This window comes from Microbacterium sp. MYb72 (genome assembly GCF_002979415.1).
GTDB classification, from domain to species: Bacteria; Actinomycetota; Actinomycetes; order Actinomycetales; family Microbacteriaceae; genus Microbacterium; species Microbacterium natoriense.
Genome location: NZ_PCOT01000012.1, coordinates 55,787 through 76,428, shown reverse-complemented (window position 1 = coordinate 76,428; position 20,642 = coordinate 55,787). Strand labels below are relative to the sequence as shown.

21 protein-coding genes are annotated in these 20,642 nt (G+C 69.4%); 13 read left to right on the top strand and 8 right to left on the bottom strand.

Annotation, left to right across the window (positions count from 1 at the left end; all coding sequences use genetic code 11):
• Positions 1-22 precede the first annotated feature (22 nt).
• From CQ047_RS08795 to CQ047_RS08775, 5 genes are all read left to right on the top strand, one after another.
• Complete coding sequence (locus tag CQ047_RS08795) at positions 23-718, top strand: response regulator transcription factor (RefSeq protein WP_105674306.1); 696 nt, start codon at positions 23-25, stop codon at positions 716-718.
• On the top strand, positions 715-1,872 hold the full coding sequence (locus CQ047_RS08790; protein ID WP_105674304.1) for a sensor histidine kinase KdpD: 1,158 nt from the start codon (positions 715-717) through the stop codon (positions 1,870-1,872). Before CQ047_RS08795 ends, CQ047_RS08790 begins: the two co-directional genes overlap by 4 nt.
• A gap of 39 nt (positions 1,873-1,911) precedes the next feature.
• On the top strand, positions 1,912-3,876 hold the full coding sequence (locus tag CQ047_RS08785; protein ID WP_105674302.1) for a M13 family metallopeptidase: 1,965 nt from the start codon (positions 1,912-1,914) through the stop codon (positions 3,874-3,876).
• Between the two features lie 216 nt (positions 3,877-4,092).
• Entirely contained in the window at positions 4,093-4,977 is an 885-nt protein-coding gene (locus tag CQ047_RS08780; RefSeq protein WP_105674378.1) for a serine hydrolase, read from the top strand.
• A 40-nt stretch (positions 4,978-5,017) separates the two neighbouring features.
• On the top strand, positions 5,018-5,416 hold the full coding sequence (locus tag CQ047_RS08775) for a hypothetical protein (RefSeq protein WP_105674300.1): 399 nt from the start codon (positions 5,018-5,020) through the stop codon (positions 5,414-5,416).
• Positions 5,417-5,440: 24 nt separating this feature from the next.
• Here CQ047_RS08775 and CQ047_RS08770 read toward each other — a convergent pair whose 3' ends face one another.
• Together CQ047_RS08770 and CQ047_RS08765 are read right to left on the bottom strand one after the other, a co-directional pair.
• A complete protein-coding gene (locus CQ047_RS08770) occupies positions 5,441-6,883 on the bottom strand; it encodes an MFS transporter (RefSeq protein ID WP_105674298.1) in 1,443 nt (480 codons plus the stop codon).
• Positions 6,884-6,942: 59 nt separating this feature from the next.
• Positions 6,943-7,353 carry a VOC family protein gene (locus tag CQ047_RS08765; protein WP_105674296.1) on the bottom strand — a complete coding sequence of 137 codons (411 nt, stop codon included), beginning with the start codon at positions 7,351-7,353 and terminating at the stop codon, positions 6,943-6,945.
• A gap of 78 nt (positions 7,354-7,431) precedes the next feature.
• Between CQ047_RS08765 and CQ047_RS08760 the strand changes: the two genes are divergently transcribed.
• The 6 genes from CQ047_RS08760 to CQ047_RS08735 all read left to right on the top strand — a co-directional run bounded on the left by CQ047_RS08760 (position 7,432) and on the right by CQ047_RS08735 (position 12,474).
• Positions 7,432-8,064, top strand: coding sequence for a hypothetical protein (locus tag CQ047_RS08760; RefSeq protein ID WP_105674294.1), 633 nt, complete (start codon positions 7,432-7,434; stop codon positions 8,062-8,064).
• Between the two features lie 19 nt (positions 8,065-8,083).
• Positions 8,084-8,773 (top strand): GNAT family N-acetyltransferase, encoded by a 690-nt coding sequence (locus CQ047_RS08755; protein ID WP_105674292.1) that lies wholly within the window; start codon positions 8,084-8,086, stop codon positions 8,771-8,773.
• Between the two features lie 231 nt (positions 8,774-9,004).
• Positions 9,005-9,739, top strand: a complete 735-nt coding sequence (locus tag CQ047_RS08750; protein ID WP_146114306.1) for a hypothetical protein — start codon at positions 9,005-9,007, stop codon at positions 9,737-9,739.
• 79 nt (positions 9,740-9,818) lie between these two features.
• Positions 9,819-10,775: a hypothetical protein gene (locus tag CQ047_RS08745; RefSeq protein ID WP_146114305.1), complete on the top strand. Its 957-nt coding sequence runs from the start codon at positions 9,819-9,821 to the stop codon at positions 10,773-10,775.
• On the top strand, positions 10,766-11,383 hold the full coding sequence (locus CQ047_RS08740; protein WP_105674286.1) for an ATP-binding cassette domain-containing protein: 618 nt from the start codon (positions 10,766-10,768) through the stop codon (positions 11,381-11,383). The genes CQ047_RS08745 and CQ047_RS08740 overlap by 10 nt, the downstream gene beginning before the upstream one ends.
• A 17-nt stretch (positions 11,384-11,400) precedes the next feature.
• Positions 11,401-12,474 (top strand): hypothetical protein, encoded by a 1,074-nt coding sequence (locus CQ047_RS08735; RefSeq protein ID WP_105674284.1) that lies wholly within the window; start codon positions 11,401-11,403, stop codon positions 12,472-12,474.
• A 60-nt stretch (positions 12,475-12,534) separates the two neighbouring features.
• Here CQ047_RS08735 and CQ047_RS08730 read toward each other — a convergent pair whose 3' ends face one another.
• The gene (locus tag CQ047_RS08730) at positions 12,535-14,004 is read right to left on the bottom strand and encodes a peptide MFS transporter (protein WP_105674282.1); all 1,470 of its coding nucleotides are present in this window, start codon (positions 14,002-14,004) and stop codon (positions 12,535-12,537) included.
• Between the two features lie 140 nt (positions 14,005-14,144).
• On the opposite strand from CQ047_RS08730, the gene CQ047_RS08725 reads away from it, so the two are divergent.
• Positions 14,145-15,530, top strand: coding sequence for a glycine--tRNA ligase (locus tag CQ047_RS08725; protein WP_105674376.1), 1,386 nt, complete (start codon positions 14,145-14,147; stop codon positions 15,528-15,530).
• Between the two features lie 79 nt (positions 15,531-15,609).
• Here the strand turns inward: CQ047_RS08725 and CQ047_RS08720 are convergent, their stop codons facing one another.
• Positions 15,610-16,596: a YafY family protein gene (locus tag CQ047_RS08720; protein ID WP_105674280.1), complete on the bottom strand. Its 987-nt coding sequence runs from the start codon at positions 16,594-16,596 to the stop codon at positions 15,610-15,612.
• Positions 16,597-16,665: 69 nt separating this feature from the next.
• On the opposite strand from CQ047_RS08720, the gene CQ047_RS08715 reads away from it, so the two are divergent.
• Positions 16,666-17,799, top strand: a complete 1,134-nt coding sequence (locus tag CQ047_RS08715) for an epoxide hydrolase family protein (protein WP_105674278.1) — start codon at positions 16,666-16,668, stop codon at positions 17,797-17,799.
• Positions 17,800-17,871: 72 nt separating this feature from the next.
• Here CQ047_RS08715 and CQ047_RS08710 read toward each other — a convergent pair whose 3' ends face one another.
• From CQ047_RS08710 to CQ047_RS08695, 4 genes are all read right to left on the bottom strand, one after another.
• Complete coding sequence (locus CQ047_RS08710) at positions 17,872-18,297, bottom strand: DUF1801 domain-containing protein (protein WP_105674276.1); 426 nt, start codon at positions 18,295-18,297, stop codon at positions 17,872-17,874.
• Positions 18,294-18,866 carry an HhH-GPD-type base excision DNA repair protein gene (locus tag CQ047_RS08705; RefSeq protein WP_105674274.1) on the bottom strand — a complete coding sequence of 191 codons (573 nt, stop codon included), beginning with the start codon at positions 18,864-18,866 and terminating at the stop codon, positions 18,294-18,296. Before CQ047_RS08705 ends, CQ047_RS08710 begins: the two co-directional genes overlap by 4 nt.
• Positions 18,867-18,898: 32 nt before the next feature.
• Positions 18,899-19,186, bottom strand: coding sequence for a hypothetical protein (locus CQ047_RS08700; protein ID WP_105674272.1), 288 nt, complete (start codon positions 19,184-19,186; stop codon positions 18,899-18,901).
• Between the two features lie 145 nt (positions 19,187-19,331).
• Complete coding sequence (locus tag CQ047_RS08695; RefSeq protein WP_105674270.1) at positions 19,332-20,627, bottom strand: glutamyl-tRNA reductase; 1,296 nt, start codon at positions 20,625-20,627, stop codon at positions 19,332-19,334.
• Between the last annotated feature and the right edge of the window lie 15 nt (positions 20,628-20,642).

Below are 20,642 nucleotides of genomic sequence, written 5' to 3'. Positions count from 1 at the left end.
CCCCGCGACTAGTGTCGACCGCATGGAGGAGGCCGCCCGCGTCGTCGTCGTGGAGGACGACCCGACCGTCAGAGGAGCGGTCGACGCCTACCTGCGCGCCAACGGGTACGCCGTCGCCGCCTACGGCGACGGGATCGCCGCGAGGAGGGCCATCTCGGCCGGCCCTCCCGACCTCGTGATCGTCGATCGGATGCTGCCGGGCATCAGCGGCGACGAGCTCTGCCGTGAGATCCGCTCGATCTCCGACGTTCCGATCATGATGCTGACGGCGCTGGGGCAGGTGGAGGACCGCATCGACGGGCTCGAGGCCGGCGCGGACGACTACCTCGCGAAGCCGTTCTCCCTGCGCGAGCTGCTGCTGCGTGTCGGCGCGCTCGTGCGTCGCGCTCGCGTCGCGGGGTCGGCGGCGGAGATCATCGCCGGGGATTTCCGGGTGGACCCCCTGCGCCGTCGCGTGTGGGTGCGCGGGGTCGAGGTCGTCCTCACGGCGCGCGAGCACGACCTCCTCGTGTTCCTCGTCCGCAACCCGGACCGCGTGATCGGTCGCGACGAGATCCTGCGCGAGGTGTGGGGGTGGACCGTCGGAGACGGCGCCACCGTCACCGTGCACGTGCGGCGCCTCAGGGAGAAGATCGAAACCGATCCGCAGAGTCCGCAGCACCTGCACACCGAGTGGGGCGTCGGCTACTTCTTCTCGCCGCAGGGGAGGGCGGGATGATGGGGCTCGCGGCGGGAGACGTCGCCCTCATCGTGGTGACCGGCATCCTGTGCGCGGCCGTCGTGGCCGCCGTCGCGCTCCTGGCGCTCCGACTGCTGCGTCGCCGCACCATGACCGCCCAGTTCCTCGTGGTGGCGTGCGCGGGTACGGCGGCGATGACGGCATCCGTCCTCGCGATCTCGATCGAGATGTACATCTCCGTGCACGACCTGACGGTGCTCGTCGTCGTCCTCGGCGTCTCCCTCGCACTCGCGCTCGCCGTGGGATGGATCGTCGCCCGCGCGGCGCGGTCGTCGCTCGGCAGGTTCGCCGCGTCGCTCGATCGCGTGGGCGGCGGCGACGTGGTGGAGGCGGAGCCGTCGGGGTGGAGCGAGATCGACGATCTCTCCGCCCAGCTCGCGGCCGTCTCGGCGAAGGTGGAGGCTGCGCGCACGGAGCTGGAGCAGCTGGACTCGGCGCGGCGACGGTTCTTCGCATGGATCTCGCACGATCTGCGCACGCCGCTGACGGCCGTCCGCGCGCTCGCGGAGTCTGTCGAGGCGGGGGCCGCCGATGCGCCGGAGCGCTTCGCCGGAGAGGTGAGGGCGCAGGTGGAGACGATGAGCCGCATGGTCGACGATCTCTTCGAGCTGTCGAAGCTGACGGCGGGCGCGGTGCAATTGCGCACCGAGCAGGTGGGGCTCCTGGACATCGTGTCGGATGCCGTCGCCGATGTCCGCGCGGCGGCCGAGCGTCGAGGGCTGCGCATCGTCGAGCGGGGGATCGCCGGTCAGGTGCTGTGGGCGGATCCGCACCAGCTGGGGCGGATCATCGGCAATCTGCTCACGAACGCCGTCGCCCACGCCCCCGCAGGGACCGACATCGTCATCACGGCGTCGGAGGGAGCCGGCCGCGGCCTGGTGCTCGGGATCCTCGACCACGGGGCGGGGGTGGCCGTCGAGGATCTGGACCGGATGTTCGACATCGGCTGGCGTGCGGATGCCGCGCGCACGACGTCCGGCGACGGTCTCGTGTCGTCCGGGTCGGGGATCGGGCTCTCGATCGCCCGCGGTCTCGCCCGCGCCCACGGCGGGGACGTCGTCGCCGAGCTGACCGCGGACGGGTTCCGCATGAACGTGCTGCTGCCGTACGGGGCGGCGCAGGAGCGGGAGTGAACGGCGCCCGATGTCGGCGTCGCCGCATAGGCTGTTCGCATGACAGACGTCCTCCCCTCTGGCCTGGCCACCGAAGAGTTCAGCTCCGACATCCGTCCGCAGGATGACCTGTACCGCCACGTCAACGGCGCGTGGCTGTCCCGCACCGAGATCCCGGGCGACAAGGCGCGGTGGGGGTCCTTCCACCTCCTCGCCGAGCAGGCCGAGAAAGACGTCAGGGCCATCATCGAAGAGTCGCAGGATGCCGCCGACGGCACCCTCGCTCGCAAGATCGGCGACCTGTTCGCGAGCTTCATGGACACCGACCGCATCGCCGCGGCGGGCGTGACCCCGCTGGCCGACACCCTCGCCGAGATCGACGCGATCGACGGCGTCCCCGCGTTCCTGCGCGTCGCGGGCGCGTACGACCGCGACGGTCGCGCCCACCTGATCGGACTGTACGTCGACGGCGACCCCGGTGACCCCGAGCGCTACGTCCCGGTGCTGCTGCAGGGTGGTCTGTCGCTGCCCGACGAGAGCTACTACCGCCTCGACACCTTCGAAGACACGCGGGCGAAGTACCGCGAGCACCTCGAGCGCCTGCTCGCTCTCGCCGGCGTCTCCGACGCAGCGTCCGAGGCGGAGCGCTCCATCGCCCTCGAGACCGAGCTCGCGGGGCACCACTGGGACAACGTGCGCAGTCGCGATGCCGTGGAGACCTACAACCTCAAGACCTGGGCCGAGCTGCAGGAGCTCGTTGGCGTCGATCTCGGCGCGTGGCGAGACGCGGTCAGCCCGTCCAACCCGGTCGCGCTCGCCGAGGCGGTCGTCTCGCAGCCCAGCTTCTTCGAGGGACTCGGCACGCTGCTGACCGACGAGCGCCTCGACGACTGGAAGGCGTGGCTGCGTGCGCAGGTCGTGCACGCGGCCGCCCCGTACCTGACAGACGACCTCGTGCAGGAGAACTTCTCGTTCTACGGCACCGAGCTGTCCGGCGTCCCGACGATCCGCGAGCGCTGGAAGCGCGGAGTGTCCGTCACCGAGGGCGCGCTGGGCGAGGCCATCGGCAAGGTCTACGTCGAGCGGCACTACCCGCCGACGGCCAAGGCCGCGATGGACGAGCTGGTCGACAACCTGATCGAGGCGTACCGGCAGAGCATCGCCGAGCTCGAGTGGATGACCTCAGAGACCCGTGAGCGCGCCCTCGCCAAGCTCGACGCCTTCACCCCGAAGATCGGACACCCCGAGGTGTGGCGCGACTACTCCTCCCTCGCGATCGACCGCGCCGACCTGTTCGGCAACGTCCGCCGCGCCGCGATCTTCGAGCACGACCGCCACATCGACAAGGTCGGCACGCCGATCGACCGCACAGAGTGGCACATGCCTCCGCAGATGGTGAACGCGTACTACAACCCGTCGATGAACGAGATCGTGTTCCCCGCGGCGATCCTGCAGTACCCCTTCTTCGACGCCTCGCGCGACGCGGCGGCGAACTACGGCGGCATCGGCGCGGTCATCGGCCACGAGATCGGCCACGGGTTCGACGACCAGGGCAGCCGCTACGACGGCGACGGCAAGCTCGAGGACTGGTGGACGGATGCCGACCGCTCGGCGTTCGAGGAGCGCACCAAGGCCCTCATCGCGCAGTACGACGCGCTCGTCCCCGAGGGACTCGACGCCGAGCACCACGTCAACGGGGCGCTCACGATCGGCGAGAACATCGGCGACCTGGGCGGACTCGGCATCGCGCTGAAGGCGTACGAGCTCTCGCTCGGGGGTGCCGAGGCGCCCGTCATCGACGGGTACACCGGCGTGCAGCGACTGCTGCTGTCGTGGGGCCAGGTGTGGCAGCAGAAGAGCCGCGAGGCGGAGACGCTGCGCCTGCTCACGATCGACCCGCACTCGCCGAACGAGTTCCGCTGCAATCAGATCGTGCGCAACATCGACGCGTTCTACGAGGCGTTCGGGGTCACCTCCGACGACGCTCTGTGGCTGCCCGAGGGCGACCGCGTCACCATCTGGTGAACGCCCGCGTGCGCAGCGTCACAGACTTCTGACGCTGCGCACGCCGCGCATGTGACGATCTGATGACCAATCTCCGGAGTTTGTGAGGGTTCCTCACTCGCGGGGGTTACGATATCCGTGCTGCGGGGGAGTGCATCCCGCGGCTTCCCGCCAATCCACCCCCCGTAAGGATCACGCGTGGGCGCTCCCGAGCCTGTCGAAGGGCCGTCGCAGGCGATGCTGCGCCGCTCTCAGCGCACCAGTCGGCGCCTGCCGCGTCGTGCCGCCGCCGGTCGGCGGTCGTTCACCTCGACGCTGCGCGCGCTGGAGGCGCTGGCGGATGCCGGGGCGCAAGTGTCGGTGCACGTCGTCGACCTCGACAGCCACGTGCACGTCCTCTCCGGAGACGACCATGTGACGATGCCCGTGGCCGGGCTGGGCGTGGTGCCCCTGCTGATCGAGGTCGCCGCGGGGTTCGAGGCCGGAACGCTCGACCCGCTCGAGATCGTCGATCGCACCGCGGTGGATCAGGTGTCGACATCGGGGCTGTGGCGTCATCTGCACGCTCCCGCTCTGCCGCTGGAAGACCTCGCCGTGCTCGCCGCCACGGCCGGTGACCCGATCGCCGTGAACGCGCTCCTGCAGAAGGTCGGACACGATCGGGTGCGCGAGCGCATCGAATCGCTGGGGCTGCGCCGCACGGCGCTGCTCGATCGGTTCCGTGATGAGCGGGGCCCCGATGACGCCCCGCATGTCTCCGTCGGCTCGGCGCGCGAGCTCGCCGGGCTCTTCTCGGCTCTCGTGAACTCCCAGGTGGTCGATGCGGCCGTCAGCGCTCAGGTGTCGGAGTGGCTCAGCCTCAACCAGGACCTCAGCCTCGTCGCCGCGTCGACGGGCCTCGACCCGTTCGCCCATGACCACGACGCGCACGGCCTGCTCTTCATCAACAAGACCGGGCGTGATCGCGGCGTCCGCGCCGAGGCGGGAGTCCTCGCGGGGCCCCGCGCCGGCGTGGCCTACTCGCTCATCGTCTGCTTCGACGATCTCTCGATCGCGCACCGGCTGAGGGCGCACGACGCCTTCCGCGTGCTCGGCGTCGAGCTCATGGAGTACACGCACTGACGTTCTGCCGGCCACGGCATCCGGCGGTTAGCATCGGGAGATGCCCTACGCAGACTGGACCCCGCACCGCCGCGACGACGGCGAGCTCCTCGGATGGATCCACCCCGAGGGAGACGACTGGGTCGCCGTCGACGTGCTGGGGCGCACGGCATCCGATCCCGTCGAATGGCTGGACGCCGAAGTCGCGCTGGAGGACCGGGGGATCGCCTGGCTCGCGGACCCGTGGATGCTGGAGGGCGAAGCCGACCGCCCGCTGCGGGTGCGGATCCTCGAGGTGACACCCGACGAGGTGGGCGCTCCGGGGCGGATCGTCGTGAAGATCGACGACTTCGGCGACATGACCCGTCCGGCGACGGCGCAGTTCACGCTGGCGTGGCCGATCCCCGATCGGCTGCGTCCACCGCGCGACGGCGACCCCGACCCGCGCACGATCGGCTGATCACCGACGCACGGCAGGATCCGTTCAGCCGGGAAGCGACGGATGCCGCTCTGCCGCGCGCTGCCGCGGGATGAACAGGGAGAGCACGACGGCCACGGCTCCGGCGGCGATCGCGAGCCAGAAGCAGACGTCGAAGGCCGCGCGGGTCGGCACCGCGACGCCGTCGACCTGCACGCTCATCGCGGCGAGCACTCCGCCCATCACCGCCGAGGCGCTGGACGTGCCGACCGAGCGGAACAGCGCGTTCAGTCCGTTCGAGGCGCCGGTCTCGTTGGCGGGCACGGAGCGCATGATGATCATCGGCATGGCTGCGAACGTGAAGCCGATGCCCACGCCGATGAGGATGTTCGCGACGAAGATGTGCCAGACCTCGCTCGACCACAGCAGCACGAAGACGTAGGCGAGCACGATCGCGACGGCGCCGACGGTGAAGAGCGGGCGCGGGCCGACGGTGCGTTCGAGCCAGCCGGACAGCGGGGAGATGACCATCATCACGAGACCGGCCGGCATGATCACGAGAGACGCCGCCACCATGTCGAGCCCGAACCCCGAGCCGGAGCCGACCGGCATCTCGAGGAGCTGGGGGAACGTCACGTTCGAGGCGAACAGCGCGAAGCCCATGCCGATCGCGGCGATGTTCGTGAACAGCACCGCCGGGCGGGCGGCGACGCGGAGGTCGAGCAGCGGATCCTTCGTGCGCAGCTGGTACCAGCCCCAGAGGAGCAGAACCAGGATGCCCCCGATGATGCAGGTGAGGGTGAGCGGCGCCGTCCATCCCCACTGCGCGCCGCGGGAGACGAAGAGGAGGATGCCGGTCAAACCGATCGCGAGCCCGACGGCGCCGAGGACGTCGAGCCGACCGGGGAAGCGGAGCACGTCCTGGGGGACCGTGACGAGGACGAGCACGAGGCCGATGGCGCCGAGCGCGGCGGCGAGCCAGAACAGCCAGTGCCAGTCGGCGTTCTCGGCGAGGACCGCGGCGACGGGCATCCCGATCGCGCCGCCCACTCCCATCGTCGCGCTCATCAGAGCCACGGCGGTGCCGAGTCTCTCGGGTGGCAGCGCATCCCGCATGACGGCGATGCCGAGCGGGACGACCCCTGTCACGGCGCCCTGCAGGGCGCGGCCGATGATGACTCCGACGATCGATCCGGACAGGGCGGCGATCGTGGAGCCCACGATGAGGAGGGCGAGCAGAACGATGATGACCCGACGCTTGCCGTACATGTCGCCCAGGCGGCCGGAGATCGGCGTGGCGACGGCGGCGACCAGCAGCGTGATCGTGACGACCCACGTGGTGTCCTCGCGAGAGGAGTTCAGCAGGTGCGGAAGCTCGGCCTGCAGCGGGACGACGAGCGTGAACATGAACGACGAGCAGAGTCCGGCGAAAGCCAGCACCGCGACGATCGCCCACTTGGGCGGTGTGCGGGAGAGCCGTTTTCGCGCGCGGTCGTCGTTCTCTCCCATCGGCTCAGGCTATCGGCGTTCGACGGGGGCGAGGCGCGTCGTGAGCGAATCCGTCGCGGTCATTCCGGAAGCACGAACGCCCCGGTCTCGCCGGGGTTGACCGCGATCTCCCAGCGGAAGCCGTCGGGGTCGGTGAAGTACCCGGAGTAGCCGCCCCACACCCGCTGCTGCCCGCGGCTCACCGGGGCGCCGAGAAGCGCGGCCTCGGCGAGCACGTCGTCGACCTCAGCGGGCGTGGCGAGGTTGTGCGCGAGGGTGATCGGGGCAACCCCCGCGGCCGGTGCCTCGCCGATCTCGGCGGTGAAGCCCTCGACCGACCACAGCGAGAGGATCACCTTCTCCGCGACCGGGAACATGAGGACGTCGTCTCCGGCGAAGATCGGCTCCCAGCCGAGCCCGTCGACGTAGAACGCCCTGCTGCGGGCGAGATCGGCGACGGCGAGGGTGATGAAACTGACGCGCTGTTGCATGACACGAGTGTCGCACCGGCATCCGACATCCGCCTGTCGTGTGCAGCGACCGGCTCGACGGCGTGCTTGCATGTGGGGATGAGCGCAGACATCGAGCAGCATCCCGCGGACACCCCCTTCCACCGGCGCCTCGTCTACGGCGAGCGGCCGGACGGATCGTGGATGACGCAGGGCCCGGCCGGTGCCTACGAGTCCGTCGTCATGCGCCCGCTCGAGCCGATGCTCGTTCCCGAGAAGCCGCGCAGCGGCGAGCTCGATCCGGAGAACTGCGGGAGCTGCAAGGCAGACGAGCACACGATCTGGCACGACGACCTGTGGCAGGTGCGCGCGGGCTGGGAGCCGGGTGGTCTGCCGTTCATCGGCGCCATCTCTCCGCGCGATCACTGGCTGCTGGAGGACGCCCCCGTCGAGGTGCTCGCCGCGCTCGGGCCTCTCCTGCAGCGCATCTCAGAGGCCGTCAAGAGCATCCCCGGTGTCGCGCGGTGCCACTTCAGCCGCTTCAACGACGGCTCGGCGCATCTCCACCTGTGGGCGTTCGCCCGACCGGCGGGCATGATGCAGGGGCGCGGCGCCGTGCTCTCGTACTGGGACGGCATGCTCCCGGAGATGAGCGTCGAGATGATGGAGGAGTTCCTCGACATCGTCTCGGAGTCCCTTGCGGCGGGCGGCGGCACCGCCTTCCCGCGGGGCGCGGTTCCGCGAACCGCGTGAGAGGGGGCAGACTGGACCCGTGCGCAGCATCCGTGATCTCGACACCGTTGAACTCATCATCGACGCCCAGGGCCTGCTGGACTCCATCAGGGGCCCCGAACGCGTCGTCGACGCGGGCACTCTGCGTGCCCTGCAGCAGTCCGGCAACTACGTCGTCGGCCTCTTCGACGGCGACGGCGACGAGGAGCGCATGGTCGGAGCATCCATCGCCTTCTTCGGCGAGCCCGGTCGGCGCGCGATGCACTCCCACATCACGGCGCTCGTTCCGGAGTACCGCGGTCGTGGGTGGGGGCGCGAGCTCAAGGAGCATCAGCGCCAGTGGGCCTTCTCGCGCGATGTGGGCCGCATCACCTGGACGTTCGATCCGCTGGTCGCGCGCAACGCGCACTTCTTCCTGACCGTCCTCGGCGCCCGCGCGACCGGGTACTCGGTCAACGTGTACGGCATCTTCGGCGGAGGAGACGCGGGCGACGAGAGCGACCGCCTCGACGTCGAGTGGGCGCTCGCCGACATCGCCCGGCCGCCGGCCGCCGAGACGGTCGTCGAGACGCTGGCGATCCCCGCCGACATCGAGGGACTGCGAGAGTCAGACCCCGCCGCGGCGCACGAGTGGCGCCTGCGTCTGCGCACCGAGATGGAGGCTCTGCTCGGCCGTGGCCTGCGCCTTGCGGGCTTCGACGTCGAGCGCGGCTACCTCTTCACCGCATGAGGGGGTCGTGCTTGACGGTGGGCACGACGCTCGATACCGTGCACGCGGGGGAATAACAAAAACGATCGGAGAAATCATGCGAAGCAAAATCGGGGGATTTGTCGCAGCAGTGGCGCTGGCGGCAGGAGCATTCGTCTTGACAGGACCAGTCGGTCCGGCGGCGGCTGCCACCTGCGATGTCACAGGCTCCTACACGGGAACCACGTCAAGCTACGCGCGCACCGGAGGCACGTGTTCACAGGCGAGGGCCTTCATCTCTCGGCTGAACTCGTCGACAGGAGTCGTGTCGACGTACTACGGCTCGTGGCGGGCGAGTGGGTACTCGACGGTGAGCGCCTCGAATGGCTACCCGTACAACGGCGGATTCCAGATCCGGTGACATTCGCACCATCACTTCTGCGTGGACTGACGCTCGCCCTCATCTTCATGGGGGCGGGCGTCAGCCTCGCCGCATGCGCTCCCGCGGACGACGTGGGCAACGATCGAGTAGACCGCGTGGTCAGCGGGTACGACGGCGTCGAACTGTCGGAGTTCGAATCTGGTGTCCTCGAGGACGGGACGGTTACGCAGGCGGAGTACGACGAGGCGTTCGCAGCGTGGAAGACCTGTGTGGAGGGGCGCGGCCTCACCGCCACCGACGAGCGCGACGAGTTCGGCATCTATCGTCAGGCGATCAACCGCCCCAAGGAACAGGCGACCGAAGAGCAGATTCGGGCTGACGGCGAGGTCGCAGGCGACTGCGGGAAGGGCACTCTCCTGATCGTCGACGCGGTCTATCGGGATCAGGTCATGAACCCTGCATCGCGCGACTGGGACCAAGGCGTCGTCGACTGTTTGATCCACGAGAAGGTCGTGGAACCGGATTTCAACACCGAAGACCTTCTGTCGGGCCAACCACCACTGCCCGAAGCCGCATACGCCACGACGTGTCTGGACAATCCCTTCGGCGTCAGGGCCGGGTCGTAGGGCGGGATCGATGAGAGCGAGCAAGTCGTCTTACGCTGTCGTCGCGGCGGCGCTTCTCTGCCTGGGGGCCGCTGCAGGCATGCTCGCGGTCACCCTGCCGAAACCTGCATCGCTGGAGGCACCCGCGGAGACCACGGTGCTACCGGTGTCAGAGCGGTCCTTCTCAGATGAGCGCGCAGTCGGCGTCGCCGTCGAGTACGGCCCGGCTCGTGCTCTGACAAGCGGCCGCACGGGAATCGTCACAGCATCCACCTGTGAAAAGGGCGCGGCGCTCACCTCGGGGTCGGCCCCCTTCTCTGTCGATGGCTCACCGGTGATCGCACTGGCGACGAGCGTTCCGCTCTGGCGTGATCTCGCGATCGGGGCGAAAGGCTCCGATGTCGTGGCGCTCCGCACCGAACTCGCCCGTCTCGGCGCAGGCGTCGAGCCCGGCGATACAGTGAATCGCGCCACCCTTCTGGCCTTCCGTCAGTTGGTCGTGAATGCCGGGGGCACTGCGGCGGGCGTCGAATCGATCTCGCTCGGCGCAGTCACGTGGCTGCCTGCGCCGTCGATCATCGCCACGGAATGCCCTGTCGCCGTGGGCAGTCAGGTGGGTCAGGGCAGCGCTCTCGCGGGCCTTCCGTCGCTCGTGCTTGGTGCACGGGTGTCGCCGCTCCCGGATGATCTGGCGGAGGGGCAGCGTCTCGTCAGAATCGACGACCAGGAGTTCGCGGTCGACGCGGAAGGCGCCTTCGCACCCGTCGACCTGGACCGCCTCGCAGCCACTCCTGCGTACGCGGCCGCACGGCAGGTGTCCGACGCGGAGAAGATCAAGGCATCGTTGCTGCTGACCGAACCCGTGCAGGTGTACCCGGTGCCGCCGCGCGCGATCATCGAGGCGGGAGGTTCCTTCTGCGTCATCGACGGAGGATCCCCGACGAAGGTTGATGTGCTGGCGTCTCAACTCGGACAGTCCTTCGTCCGTCCGACCGGCGAAGGTGCCGCATTGTCGGAGATAGCCCTCGATCCGCCCTCGAAGACGACATGCGGTTGACGGCGACGGGTCTCGGTCACCGGTTCGGGGAGCAGCCGTTCCTCTTCCGTGGGCTGGATCTCGATCTTCGGAGCGGCCGGACTTACGCCGTCACCGGACCTTCCGGATCGGGCAAGACCACGTTGCTCAGCATCCTGGCCGGATGGGTCGCCCCGGCTGAGGGAGAAGTCGATCGGGGAGAGGCCGGTACCGTCGGATGGGTCTTCCAGAACCCGCATGGCGTGCATCAGCGCTCCGCGCTCGATCACGTGGTGCTTCCCTTTCTCGCGAGAGGGGCGACCCGGTCGGATGCCGAAGCGCGGGCAGCGGTGCTCCTCGACGATTTCGGGCTCGCGCACCGCGCGGAGACGTCCTTCTCGGCCCTGTCCGGCGGTGAAGCGCAGCGGCTTCTGCTCGCGAGAGGACTCGCGGCTGCGCCCGCTCTGCTTCTCGTGGATGAACCGACGGCACAGCTGGACCGGGCCACCTCAGCGACGGTGAACGACGCGCTGGGGGCGGCAGCGGGACGCGACAGCATCGTCGTCGTCGCAACCCATGATGTCGGCACTCGCGACGCGTGCACTGATCACATCGACATGGCCCGGTTCGCGGTGGCGCCGCCGTCATGACCCGAGTTCGAGGATCGATGCGCACGCGTGAAGCGATGCGCGAGGCGCTTCGGAACCTGCGCGCGGGAGTCGGGGGGAGTCCCTGGCTCGCTGCTGTGCTCGTGGTGATCCTTGCCGCCGCGGTGATTCTGCCGCAGCTTGCGCTCCTCGACGCCGATCGTCGCGCGCGGGACTTCCGTGAGTCGGGGGCGGCGACGCTGGTCATACAGGCGCCGGGGCGGATCGATGGACCCCAGTGCGATTCGTTCGGCAACCTCCCGAACGTCGTGGCCGCCGGAGCCGTGCGCGAGTTATCCGATGGTGTGCGGCTCACTCTGCTCCCGAGCACCTCCGCCCGCTTCTACGAGAGCACGCCTGGCTTCGCCGGCGTTCTCGGCGCTGACGTCACGGGAACGGGAGTTCTTCTGTCCACGGAAGTGGTCGATGCCCTCGGCTGGCGATCCGGGCAGGCTGCTCTCATCGCCGGAGGCCGAGTTCCGGTCGCTGGCTCGTTCTCTTACCCCGATGACGGCAGGCGCCCTGGGTTCGGCTTCTCCGTGGTTGCGGAAACGCTCGCCGATCAGGGCCCGTTCGATGAATGCTGGGTCACCGTGTGGCCTCAGACGTCAGACGTGGAGTCCCTAACGGGGCTTGTCGTCATGGCGGCGCCCGGGTCGGACGACGCGGATTCGGGTCCGAAGCTCCTCCGGGTGAACACGTCATTCGGAACGACGTTCGACACGGGACCCGTCGCGTACGTCTGGGAGTACGCTGCGGTCGCCGGTCTCGTGCTCGGTGCGATCGCAGCGGTCACGTTCGTGCGTGGGCGACGCCTTGAGCTCGCCTCCGCGCGCCATGTGGGGGTGCAGCGGGCGGACCAGCTGGCGATGCTCCTGTCGGAGATGATCATCGTGACTCTCATCGCCGCCCTGGTGGTTGCGCCGTTCGCGGTGCACCTCGCCGTCATGGCGGAGCCGACCGCAACAGAGTCCCTTGCTCTGTACGCGCTCCGCGGTCTGTGCGCGACGCTCGCAGGGGTCGTCGCCGGGACGATCCTCGCCTGGTCGGGCATTCGCGAACGACACCTGTTCCGCTACTTCCGGGAGCGCTGAGCGAGCTCCGCGCTGAGCGGAGTCGGAGCGGCTGCTCCCGCCGACATCACCGCGTAGGGCTCAGCTGACGCCCTTCATGAGTCGCAGCACGGGCTTCACCGCGAGCAGCAGTCCGAGTCCGACGACGATCGCGATGCCGCCGAGGATCGAGAAGTAGGGCACCTCGTCGCTCGGGTCGTAGAACTGCACGAGCCATCCCGAGATCGCCGTGCCCAGCGCGATCGACAGGAAGAACAGCGCGACCATCTGCGTGTGGAACGCCGCAGGGGCGAGCTTGGTGGCCACCGAGAGCCCGACGGGCGAGATCAGCAGTTCCGCAACGGTGAACACGAACAGGATGCCGACGATCGCGAGCAGCGGCGTGGAGTTCTCGCCGCCCCCGGCGAACGGGAGGAACAGCAGGAACGCGGCGCCCATCACGATCGCCCCGAGCGCGAACTTCACGGGCGTGGAGGGCTGGCGGCTGCCGAGGCGCGTCCAGATCACGGCGAAGACGCCGGACAGGATGATGATGAACACCGGGTTGATCGACTGCACCCATGACACCGGCATCTCCCAGCCGAAGAGCGAGCGGTCGAGCCTCTTGTCGGAGTACACCGTGAGCACCGTGAACTGCTGCTGGTACAGCGACCAGAAGGCGACGCTCGTGACGAAGAGGGGGAGGAACGCCCAGACGCGCGACCGCTCCGTCCCGTCGATGCGGCGGCTGCCGAGGATCACGGCGAAGTACGCGACCGCGGCGATGATCGTGCCGAAGATCACGATCGTCGCGAGGTTGTCCGGCCGGATCGCGCCCACCAGCACCAGCACGACGACGAGCAGGATGCCGGCGCCGCCGATGATCCACATCAGCGGGTAGCGCGAGGCGGGGAGCGGGTTCGGCACGCGCCTGGCCGCGTCGGGGAGCTTCCGGCGCCCGAAGGAGTACTGCACGAGACCGAGGGTCATGCCGATGGCCGCGAGGCCGAAGCCGAAGTGGAAGCCGAGCGACGACTGCAGGATGCCGGTGAGGATCGGCCCCATGAAGGCGCCCAGGTTGATGCCCAGGTAGAACAGGGAGAACCCGGCATCCCGTCGGGGATCCTCCGCGCTGTACAGGCTGCCGACGACCGAGGTGGCGTTCGCCTTGAGCCCGCCGGAGCCGAGCGCGACGAGGACGAGGCCGACCCCCACACCGAGCACGCCGGGGAGCACGGCGAGGGCGATGTGTCCGGCGACGATGACGATCGCGCTGAGGAACAGCACGCGCTCGGAGCCGAGCAGGCGGTCGGCGACCCAGGCGCCGAGGATCGTCGACAGGTAGACCGATCCCCCGTAGGCGCCGACGATGCCGCCGGCGACCGCCTCGGGGATGCCGAGACCGCCCTGCGTCGCCGAGTAGTACAGGTAGATGAGCAGGATGCCCTGCATGCCGTAGAAGCTGAAGCGCTCCCACATCTCCACGCCGAAGATGTGCACCAGCGCCCAGGGCTGGCCGAAGAAGCGGGTGTCCTCACGGCTGTTCTCGCCGGTCTGCTCTGCGGTGCTCATCCCTCGACGGTACTCCGAGCGCGGAAGCGAGTGCACGCCCGAGGCCGCGAACACGTACGGATGGAGCGACGAACACGCACGGATAGAATGGAGTGCCCGTGTTCACGGGCGTCCTCCCGCATCCGACCATTGGAGCCACCGTGGCCGAACAGTCCCGTCTTGACAAGGTCATCGCCCTCGCCCGCCACCGCGGCTTCGTCTTCCAGGCGGGTGAGATCTACGGCGGTTCGCGTTCCGCGTGGGACTACGGACCCCTCGGCACGGAGCTGAAGGAGAACATCCGCCGGCAGTGGTGGCAGACCTTCGTGCGCGGCCGCGGCGACATGGTCGGTCTCGACTCCAGCATCATCCTGCCCAAGCGCGTGTGGGAGGCCTCCGGCCACGTCGCGACCTTCACCGACCCGCTGGTCGAGTGCCTCAGCTGCCACAAGCGTTTCCGTGCCGACAACCTCATCGAGGACTTCGAGGCGCGCAAGGGCCGCAAGGCCGAGAACGGCCTCGCCGACGTGCCCTGCCCCAACTGCGGCACCAAGGGGCAGTACACCGAGCCCAAGTCGTTCTCGGGCCTCGTGAAGACCTACCTCGGCGTCGTGGACGACGAGTCGGGCCTGCACTTCCTGCGCCCCGAGACTGCGCAGGGTATCTTCGTGAACTTCTCGAACGTGCTCACCGCATCGCGCAAGAAGCCGCCGTTCGGCATCGGCCAGGTGGGCAAGGCGTTCCGCAACGAGATCACCCCCGGCAACTTCATCTTCCGCACGCGGGAGTTCGAGCAGATGGAGATCGAGTACTTCACCCCGCCCGCCGAGGCGCAGGAGTGGTTCGAGCATTGGGTCGAGGCCTGCTGGGACTGGTTCATCGATCTGGGCATCGACGCTGACAACATGCGCCGTTTCGACGTGCCCGAGGAGGACCGCGCGCACTACTCCGCCGGCACCATCGACGTCGAGTACCGCTTCGGCTTCCAGGGCAAGGAGTGGGGCGAGCTCATGGGCGTCGCCAACCGCACCGACTACGACCTGTCGAGCCACAGCGAGGCCTCGGGTTCGTCGCTGTCGTACTTCGACCAGGCGTCCGGCGAGCGGTACACCCCGTACGTCATCGAGCCGTCGTTCGGCCTCACCCGCGCGATGATGGCCTTCCTCGTCGACGCCTACGTCGAAGAGGAGGTGCCGAACGCCAAGGGCGGCACCGATGTGCGCACCGTGCTGCGCCTCGACCCTCGCCTGGCTCCGGTCAAGGTCGCCGTGCTGCCGCTGAGCCGCAACGAGAACCTGTCGCCGCTGGCCCGCGAGGTCGCCGCGACGCTGCGCAGCTCCTGGTCGGTCGACTTCGACGACGCCGGCGCCATCGGCCGCCGCTACCGTCGACAGGACGAGATCGGCACGCCGTTCTGCGTCACGATCGACTTCGACTCCCTCGACGACCGTGCCGTCACGGTGCGCGACCGCGACACGATGGCGCAGGAGCGCATCTCGATCGACGAGCTGCACCAGTACCTCGCGGAGCGCCTCAAGGGCGCCTGAGCATCCTCGTCGGGGTCGCCGCGACCCCCGCCCGTCTCGAGACCCCCGCCTGCGCTCACCGCAGGCGGGGGTCTCGTCGTCACGCCGGGGCGTCGACGGCAGGCGGCTTCGGAGAACCCGCGACCGCACGGGCGTAGCGCTCCGAGAGCAGCTGGAGGCGCGGGATCAGCTCCGGCGGGCTCTCGACCGTGAAGTCCATCATCAGCATCCCGATGTAGGTCGCGACCGTGTCGAGGCTGTCGGCGCCGGTGACGAGGATGCAGTGGCTGTCGTCGACCGGCTCCACGACGCCGACCGCGGCGTGGATGCGGTCGAGCACCGCCTCGGCCGGCGCGTCGATGCGGAGTCGGGCGTGCACGATCCAGCCGCTCACCGCGATGGTGCGCATCGCGAACGCGGTGTAGTCGCCGCCGGGCAGCGGCTGTGGGGAGAAGCGGCGGTGCGTCGCCATCCGCAGGCGCATCCGGTCGACGCGATACGTGCTCCACTCGCCCGACTGCGGATCGCGCGCCACGAGGTACCAGCGCCGGTGCCAGGTGAGCAGGCGGTAGGGCTCGACCAGGACCGGCGTGTCGTCGAGGTCGAAGCGCAGCCACTCCTCGTCGCGGATCGCGCGGGCGATGGCCTGCAGCGCCGCGGCGTCGACCTCGGGGTCGGGAGCATCCGTGTCGTTGTTCTCCGGCGCCCTGTCGACGCTCGACCGCAGCGCATCGACGGTCGGGCGCAGGTGCGAGGGCAGTACCTGCTCGAGCTTGGCCAGCGCGCGGGCGCCGGACTCCGCGACCCCGGCGATCCCGGCTGCCGCGCGCAGCCCCACGGTCACCGCGACGGCCTCCTCGTCGTCGAGCAGCAGCGGGGGGAGCTTGCCGCCGGCGCCGAGCCGGTATCCGCCCAGGGAGCCGCGCGTCGCATCGACGGGATATCCGAGCTCGCGCAGACGATCGATGTCGTGACGGATGGTGCGCGTGGAGACGCCGAGCCGGGAGGCGAGCGTGCTTCCGGAGCGCTCCGGCTCGGCCTGCAGCAGGGCCAGGAGTGCGAGCAGACGGGCGGTCGGATCGGCCACAGAGATCCTCCGAAAAGAAGTTCTTCCATTAGGAACGAATCCAGCCTAATGCGTTCCTACAGTCGAGATATGGAAAACAACACCCTCTCCCTCAGCCCCTTCACCGTCACCGTCTCCGCCGCCGAGGTGGCCGATCTCCACGACCGGCTCTCCCGCACGCGCCTTCCCCAGCCGTCGCCCACGGACGACTGGGACGCAGGAACCCCCAACTCCTACCTCCGCGACGCCGTCGCCGCCTGGCGGGCGTTCGACTGGGAGGCCGCGCAGGAGCGGATCAACTCCTTCCCGCACTTCACGACCGAGATCGACGGACAGCGCATCCACTTCATCCACGTCCGCTCCGCTCACGAGGGCGCGACCCCGCTCCTCCTCGCGCACACCTACCCCGGCTCCGCCGTCGACTACCTCGAGCTGATCGACCTGCTCGTCGACCCGGCCGCTCACGGCGGACGCGCCGAGGACGCGTTCGACGTCGTCATCCCGGACGCCCCCGGATACGGCTTCTCCCAGCCGCTGTCCGCCGCAGGATGGACGACGGCGCGGGTCGCCGCGGCCTACGACACGCTCATGCGCGGCCTCGGCTACGACAGCTACGGCATCCACGGCTCGGACAACGGGGCGATGGTCGCCCGTGAGCTCGGCCTGCTGAACCCCGAGGGGTTCCTCGGACTCCACGTGCTGCAGCTGTTCTCCTTCCCCTCCGGCGATCCGAGCGAGTTCGAGCGTCTGGAGCCGCAGGACTACGCGGGGCTCGAGCACATGCAGTGGTTCCAGTCGGTCGGCGGCTACAACACCATGAACTCGTCCCGTCCGCAGACGGTGTCGGTCGGCATCAGCGACTCGCCCGTCGGTCTGCTCGCCTACAGCGAGCTGTTCAACTCCTTCGGCAACGGCACCTCCCTCGTGCCGCTGGAGAAGATCCTGCTCGAAGTCAGCGTGAACTGGTTCGCCAACGCGGCATCCGGCATGTCCCGCAGCTACCTGGAGAACGCGCGCGCCGAGGCATCGGATGCCGTCAACGCGGCGCCGACCGGAGTCGCGGTGTTCGCCGACGACTTCCAGACGATCCGGGTGTTCGCCGAGCGCGACAACTCGAACATCGTGCACTGGAGCCGCTTCGACGAGGGAGGGCACTTCGCGGCCCTGGAGCGTCCGGACGTGCTGGCCGGAGACATCCGCGCCTTCTTCGCAGGACTGCGCTGACCCATCGACCTGACGCCGAGACCCCCGCGTAGCCGTTCGGTACGCGGGGGTCTCGGCGTCGGATGCTGTGGCTCAGCCGGTGACGGTGAGCTGCACCTCGGGTGTGCCGCCGGCTTCGACCCAGGCGAGCGAGCGCTCCAGGATGCCGCGGAGCACGTCGAGGTCGATCTGCTCGAGGTCCTTGATGTAGAGGCAGCCGGTGCCGGTCGTGTGCGGTCCGAGCGCGGAGAGGGCCTCGGTGTGCGCGGCGACGCCGTCGAACAGGTAGATCGTCGTCGCGGCCTTGCGCGGGGCGAAGCCGAGCAGTCCGCTGTCGCCCTCCGTGCCGGTCGGGTAGCGGTAGTGACAGGAGCCGAAGCCGATGATCGTGCCCCAGGTCGCAGGTTCCCGCCCGGTGATCTCCTGCATCAGCGCGGTGAGGGTCTCGGCATCCCTCCGGCGGATCGCCGGACTGGACCGCGCGATGAGTCCGGCGACGTCGTCGCCCGTCGGCTTCACTTCTCCGCCTTCGCGGCCGCCTTCATCGCCTTCTTGTGCTCGCGGACCTTCGTCAGGGACTCGGGCGAGACGATGTCGGCGACGCTGCGGTACGAGCCCTCCTCGCCGTACGGAGCCGACGCCTCGCGCCAGCCGTCGCCGGTGAAGCCGTACTGCTTGCCGAGCAGGGCGAGGAAGATCTTCGCCTTCTGCTCTCCGAAGCCCGGCAGGGTCTTCAGGCGCTTCAGCACCTCGGCGCCCGAAGGGTCTCCTTCGGTCCACAGGGCGGCGGCGTCGCCGCCCCAGTGGTCCACGAGCTCCTGGCACAGGGTCTGCACGCGTGCGGCCATCGAACCGGGGAACCGGTGCACGGCGGGTGTCTGCTTGAACGCCTCGAGGAACTCGTCGGGGTTCAGGTGCGCGATGGCGGCGGCATCCGTCGCCCCGGTGCGCTGCTCGATCTTGAGGGGGCCTGCGAACGCGGTCTCCATCGGAACCTGCTGATCCAGCAGCATCCCGACCAGCAGGGCCAGGGGGTTCTCGGTGAGCAGGGTGTCGGCGGCGGTGTCTCCGGTGATGTGAAGGGCCATGAACCCATCATCCCTCACGGCGGCCGTCGTGGTCAGAGCCGCTGCAGTCGGGTCAGCGGACCCTCGAGTCGCGCGATGGAGAGCTTCAGGTCGCTCAGCTGACTCTCCAGCTCCTGGAATCGAGCGTCGACCTTCTCGAACCGCGCGTCGACCTTCTCGAACCGTTCATCGATCTTGTCGAACCGCAGGTCGATCTTCTCGAACCGCGCTTCCAGCTCTCGCGACTGCCGCGCGAGCAGTCCGGCCACTCCGCCGAGCACCGTCAGGGTGAAGGCGAAGAGAGCGATGATCATTCCGATCACGTCCGGGGACACGAGCATCCTCCCATCCTGCGCCGATGACGCGGCGCTGTCACGCATCCGACCGTAGGACCGGCAGGGGTGGGGGAGGAGCGGCGGGTGCCGGGAGGCAGCGACTCTGTGGAGAACCGGTGCTCTCCCGGTTCCTGTGGAGAGCGGGTGGAGCTCAGGCGCTCGCCGCGTCGGCGATGTCGTCCTGCGCCGGCTCGATGCCGTACAGGGAGGCGAGAGCCGACGTGAACTCGTCGGCCTTGCCCGATGCGGCGAGCTCGTGGGCGCGCACGGTCGGCGTGTGCAGCAGTACCCCGGCGAGATGGCGCAGCGCCTGCTCGACCCTGCCGTCCTCGTCACCGCGGGCGCGGGCTCGGTCGATCTCGGTGTCGAGCAGGGAGAAGATGTGCGAGCGGAGGGCGACGACCGCCGGAGTCACGCTCTGACGGGAGCCCACGACGTGGAAGGTCTCCGCTGCTTCGCGCACGACGCTGCGCGCGGCATCCGTCGCCTGCAGCTCCTCGAGAGGGGCGTGCAGGCGGATGGTCTCGAGGTCGAGCAGGGCGACGCCCTCGAGCGTCGCGACGGCGGGGTCGACGTTTCGCGGCATGCCGAGGTCGACCACGAGCCGGCTGTGCGAGCCGACGGGGCATCCGACCGCTGCGGCGCCGACCGGCAGCTGCAGGTGCTCGAGGCCGAGGACGGGCTCCGTCGCGGTCGTGCAGGTGATGAGGAGGCTGGAGCGTGCGGCCGTGCGCGCGTAGTCGTCGGCCGACACGGCGCGGATGCCGTGCTTCGCGGCGAAGATCTCGGCGCGCCCCGACGGCGAGTAGACGGAGATGTTCTCGGCGCCGCGCTCACGGAGCGTGGCCAGGGTGACGGCGGCGTAGGCGCCGGTGCCGACGAGCAGCACCCGCTCGGCCGACCAGTCGGCGATGCGGCTGTCGGCAAGCTCCAGAGCGAGGCGGACGAGCGAACGCCCTGCACGGCCCAGGGCGGTGACGTTCTTGACCTTGCGCTGAGCCTGGCTGGCGCGCTGGAACAGGCGCTCGAGCTCGGGAGAGGTCGTGCCGTCCTTGCGGGCGGACTTCAGTGCGCGGCGCACCTGGCCGGCGATCTCGCCCTCGCCGGACACGACGGATTCGAGTCCGGATGCCACGGAGAAGAGGTGCTCGGCGACGCGACGGCCCGAGTGCACGGCGTAGGCGCCGTCGAGTTCGGAGGCGGGAACACCGGTCGCGGACTCGACCGCTTCCAGCACGGCTTCCACGCCGACGGCTCCGGCCGCAGTGACCGGCTCGTCGATCTCCACGTACGCCTCGAACCGGTTGCACGTCGCGAGAACGACCGCACCCTGCACGCACGGCGTCAGCCCCACGAGGGTGGGTGCGACGTCGTCGGGGGTGCGGCTCAGGCGTTCGAGCAGGTCGAAGGAGGCGGTCTTGTGACTCGCCGTCACACACAGCAGCACACGACGATTCTACCC

Excerpts from the sequence above, each read along its gene's own strand:
- CQ047_RS08730 (WP_105674282.1), bottom strand. The coding sequence starts at position 14,004 with ATGAGCACCGCAGAGCAGACCGGCGAGAACAGCCGTGAGGACACCCGC.
- CQ047_RS08760 (WP_105674294.1), top strand. The coding sequence starts at position 7,432 with ATGAGCGCAGACATCGAGCAGCATCCCGCGGACACCCCCTTCCACCGG.
- CQ047_RS08715 (WP_105674278.1), top strand. The coding sequence starts at position 16,666 with ATGGAAAACAACACCCTCTCCCTCAGCCCCTTCACCGTCACCGTCTCC.
- CQ047_RS08735 (WP_105674284.1), top strand. The coding sequence starts at position 11,401 with ATGCGCACGCGTGAAGCGATGCGCGAGGCGCTTCGGAACCTGCGCGCG.
- CQ047_RS08745 (WP_146114305.1), top strand. The coding sequence starts at position 9,819 with ATGCTCGCGGTCACCCTGCCGAAACCTGCATCGCTGGAGGCACCCGCG.
- CQ047_RS08700 (WP_105674272.1), bottom strand. The coding sequence starts at position 19,186 with ATGCTCGTGTCCCCGGACGTGATCGGAATGATCATCGCTCTCTTCGCC.
- CQ047_RS08740 (WP_105674286.1), top strand. The coding sequence starts at position 10,766 with ATGCGGTTGACGGCGACGGGTCTCGGTCACCGGTTCGGGGAGCAGCCG.
- CQ047_RS08780 (WP_105674378.1), top strand. The coding sequence starts at position 4,093 with ATGCTGCGCCGCTCTCAGCGCACCAGTCGGCGCCTGCCGCGTCGTGCC.
- CQ047_RS08705 (WP_105674274.1), bottom strand. The coding sequence starts at position 18,866 with ATGGCCCTTCACATCACCGGAGACACCGCCGCCGACACCCTGCTCACC.
- CQ047_RS08775 (WP_105674300.1), top strand. The coding sequence starts at position 5,018 with ATGCCCTACGCAGACTGGACCCCGCACCGCCGCGACGACGGCGAGCTC.
- CQ047_RS08785 (WP_105674302.1), top strand. The coding sequence starts at position 1,912 with ATGACAGACGTCCTCCCCTCTGGCCTGGCCACCGAAGAGTTCAGCTCC.
- CQ047_RS08795 (WP_105674306.1), top strand. The coding sequence starts at position 23 with ATGGAGGAGGCCGCCCGCGTCGTCGTCGTGGAGGACGACCCGACCGTC.
- CQ047_RS08765 (WP_105674296.1), bottom strand. The coding sequence starts at position 7,353 with ATGCAACAGCGCGTCAGTTTCATCACCCTCGCCGTCGCCGATCTCGCC.
- CQ047_RS08790 (WP_105674304.1), top strand. The coding sequence starts at position 715 with ATGATGGGGCTCGCGGCGGGAGACGTCGCCCTCATCGTGGTGACCGGC.
- CQ047_RS08770 (WP_105674298.1), bottom strand. The coding sequence starts at position 6,883 with ATGGGAGAGAACGACGACCGCGCGCGAAAACGGCTCTCCCGCACACCG.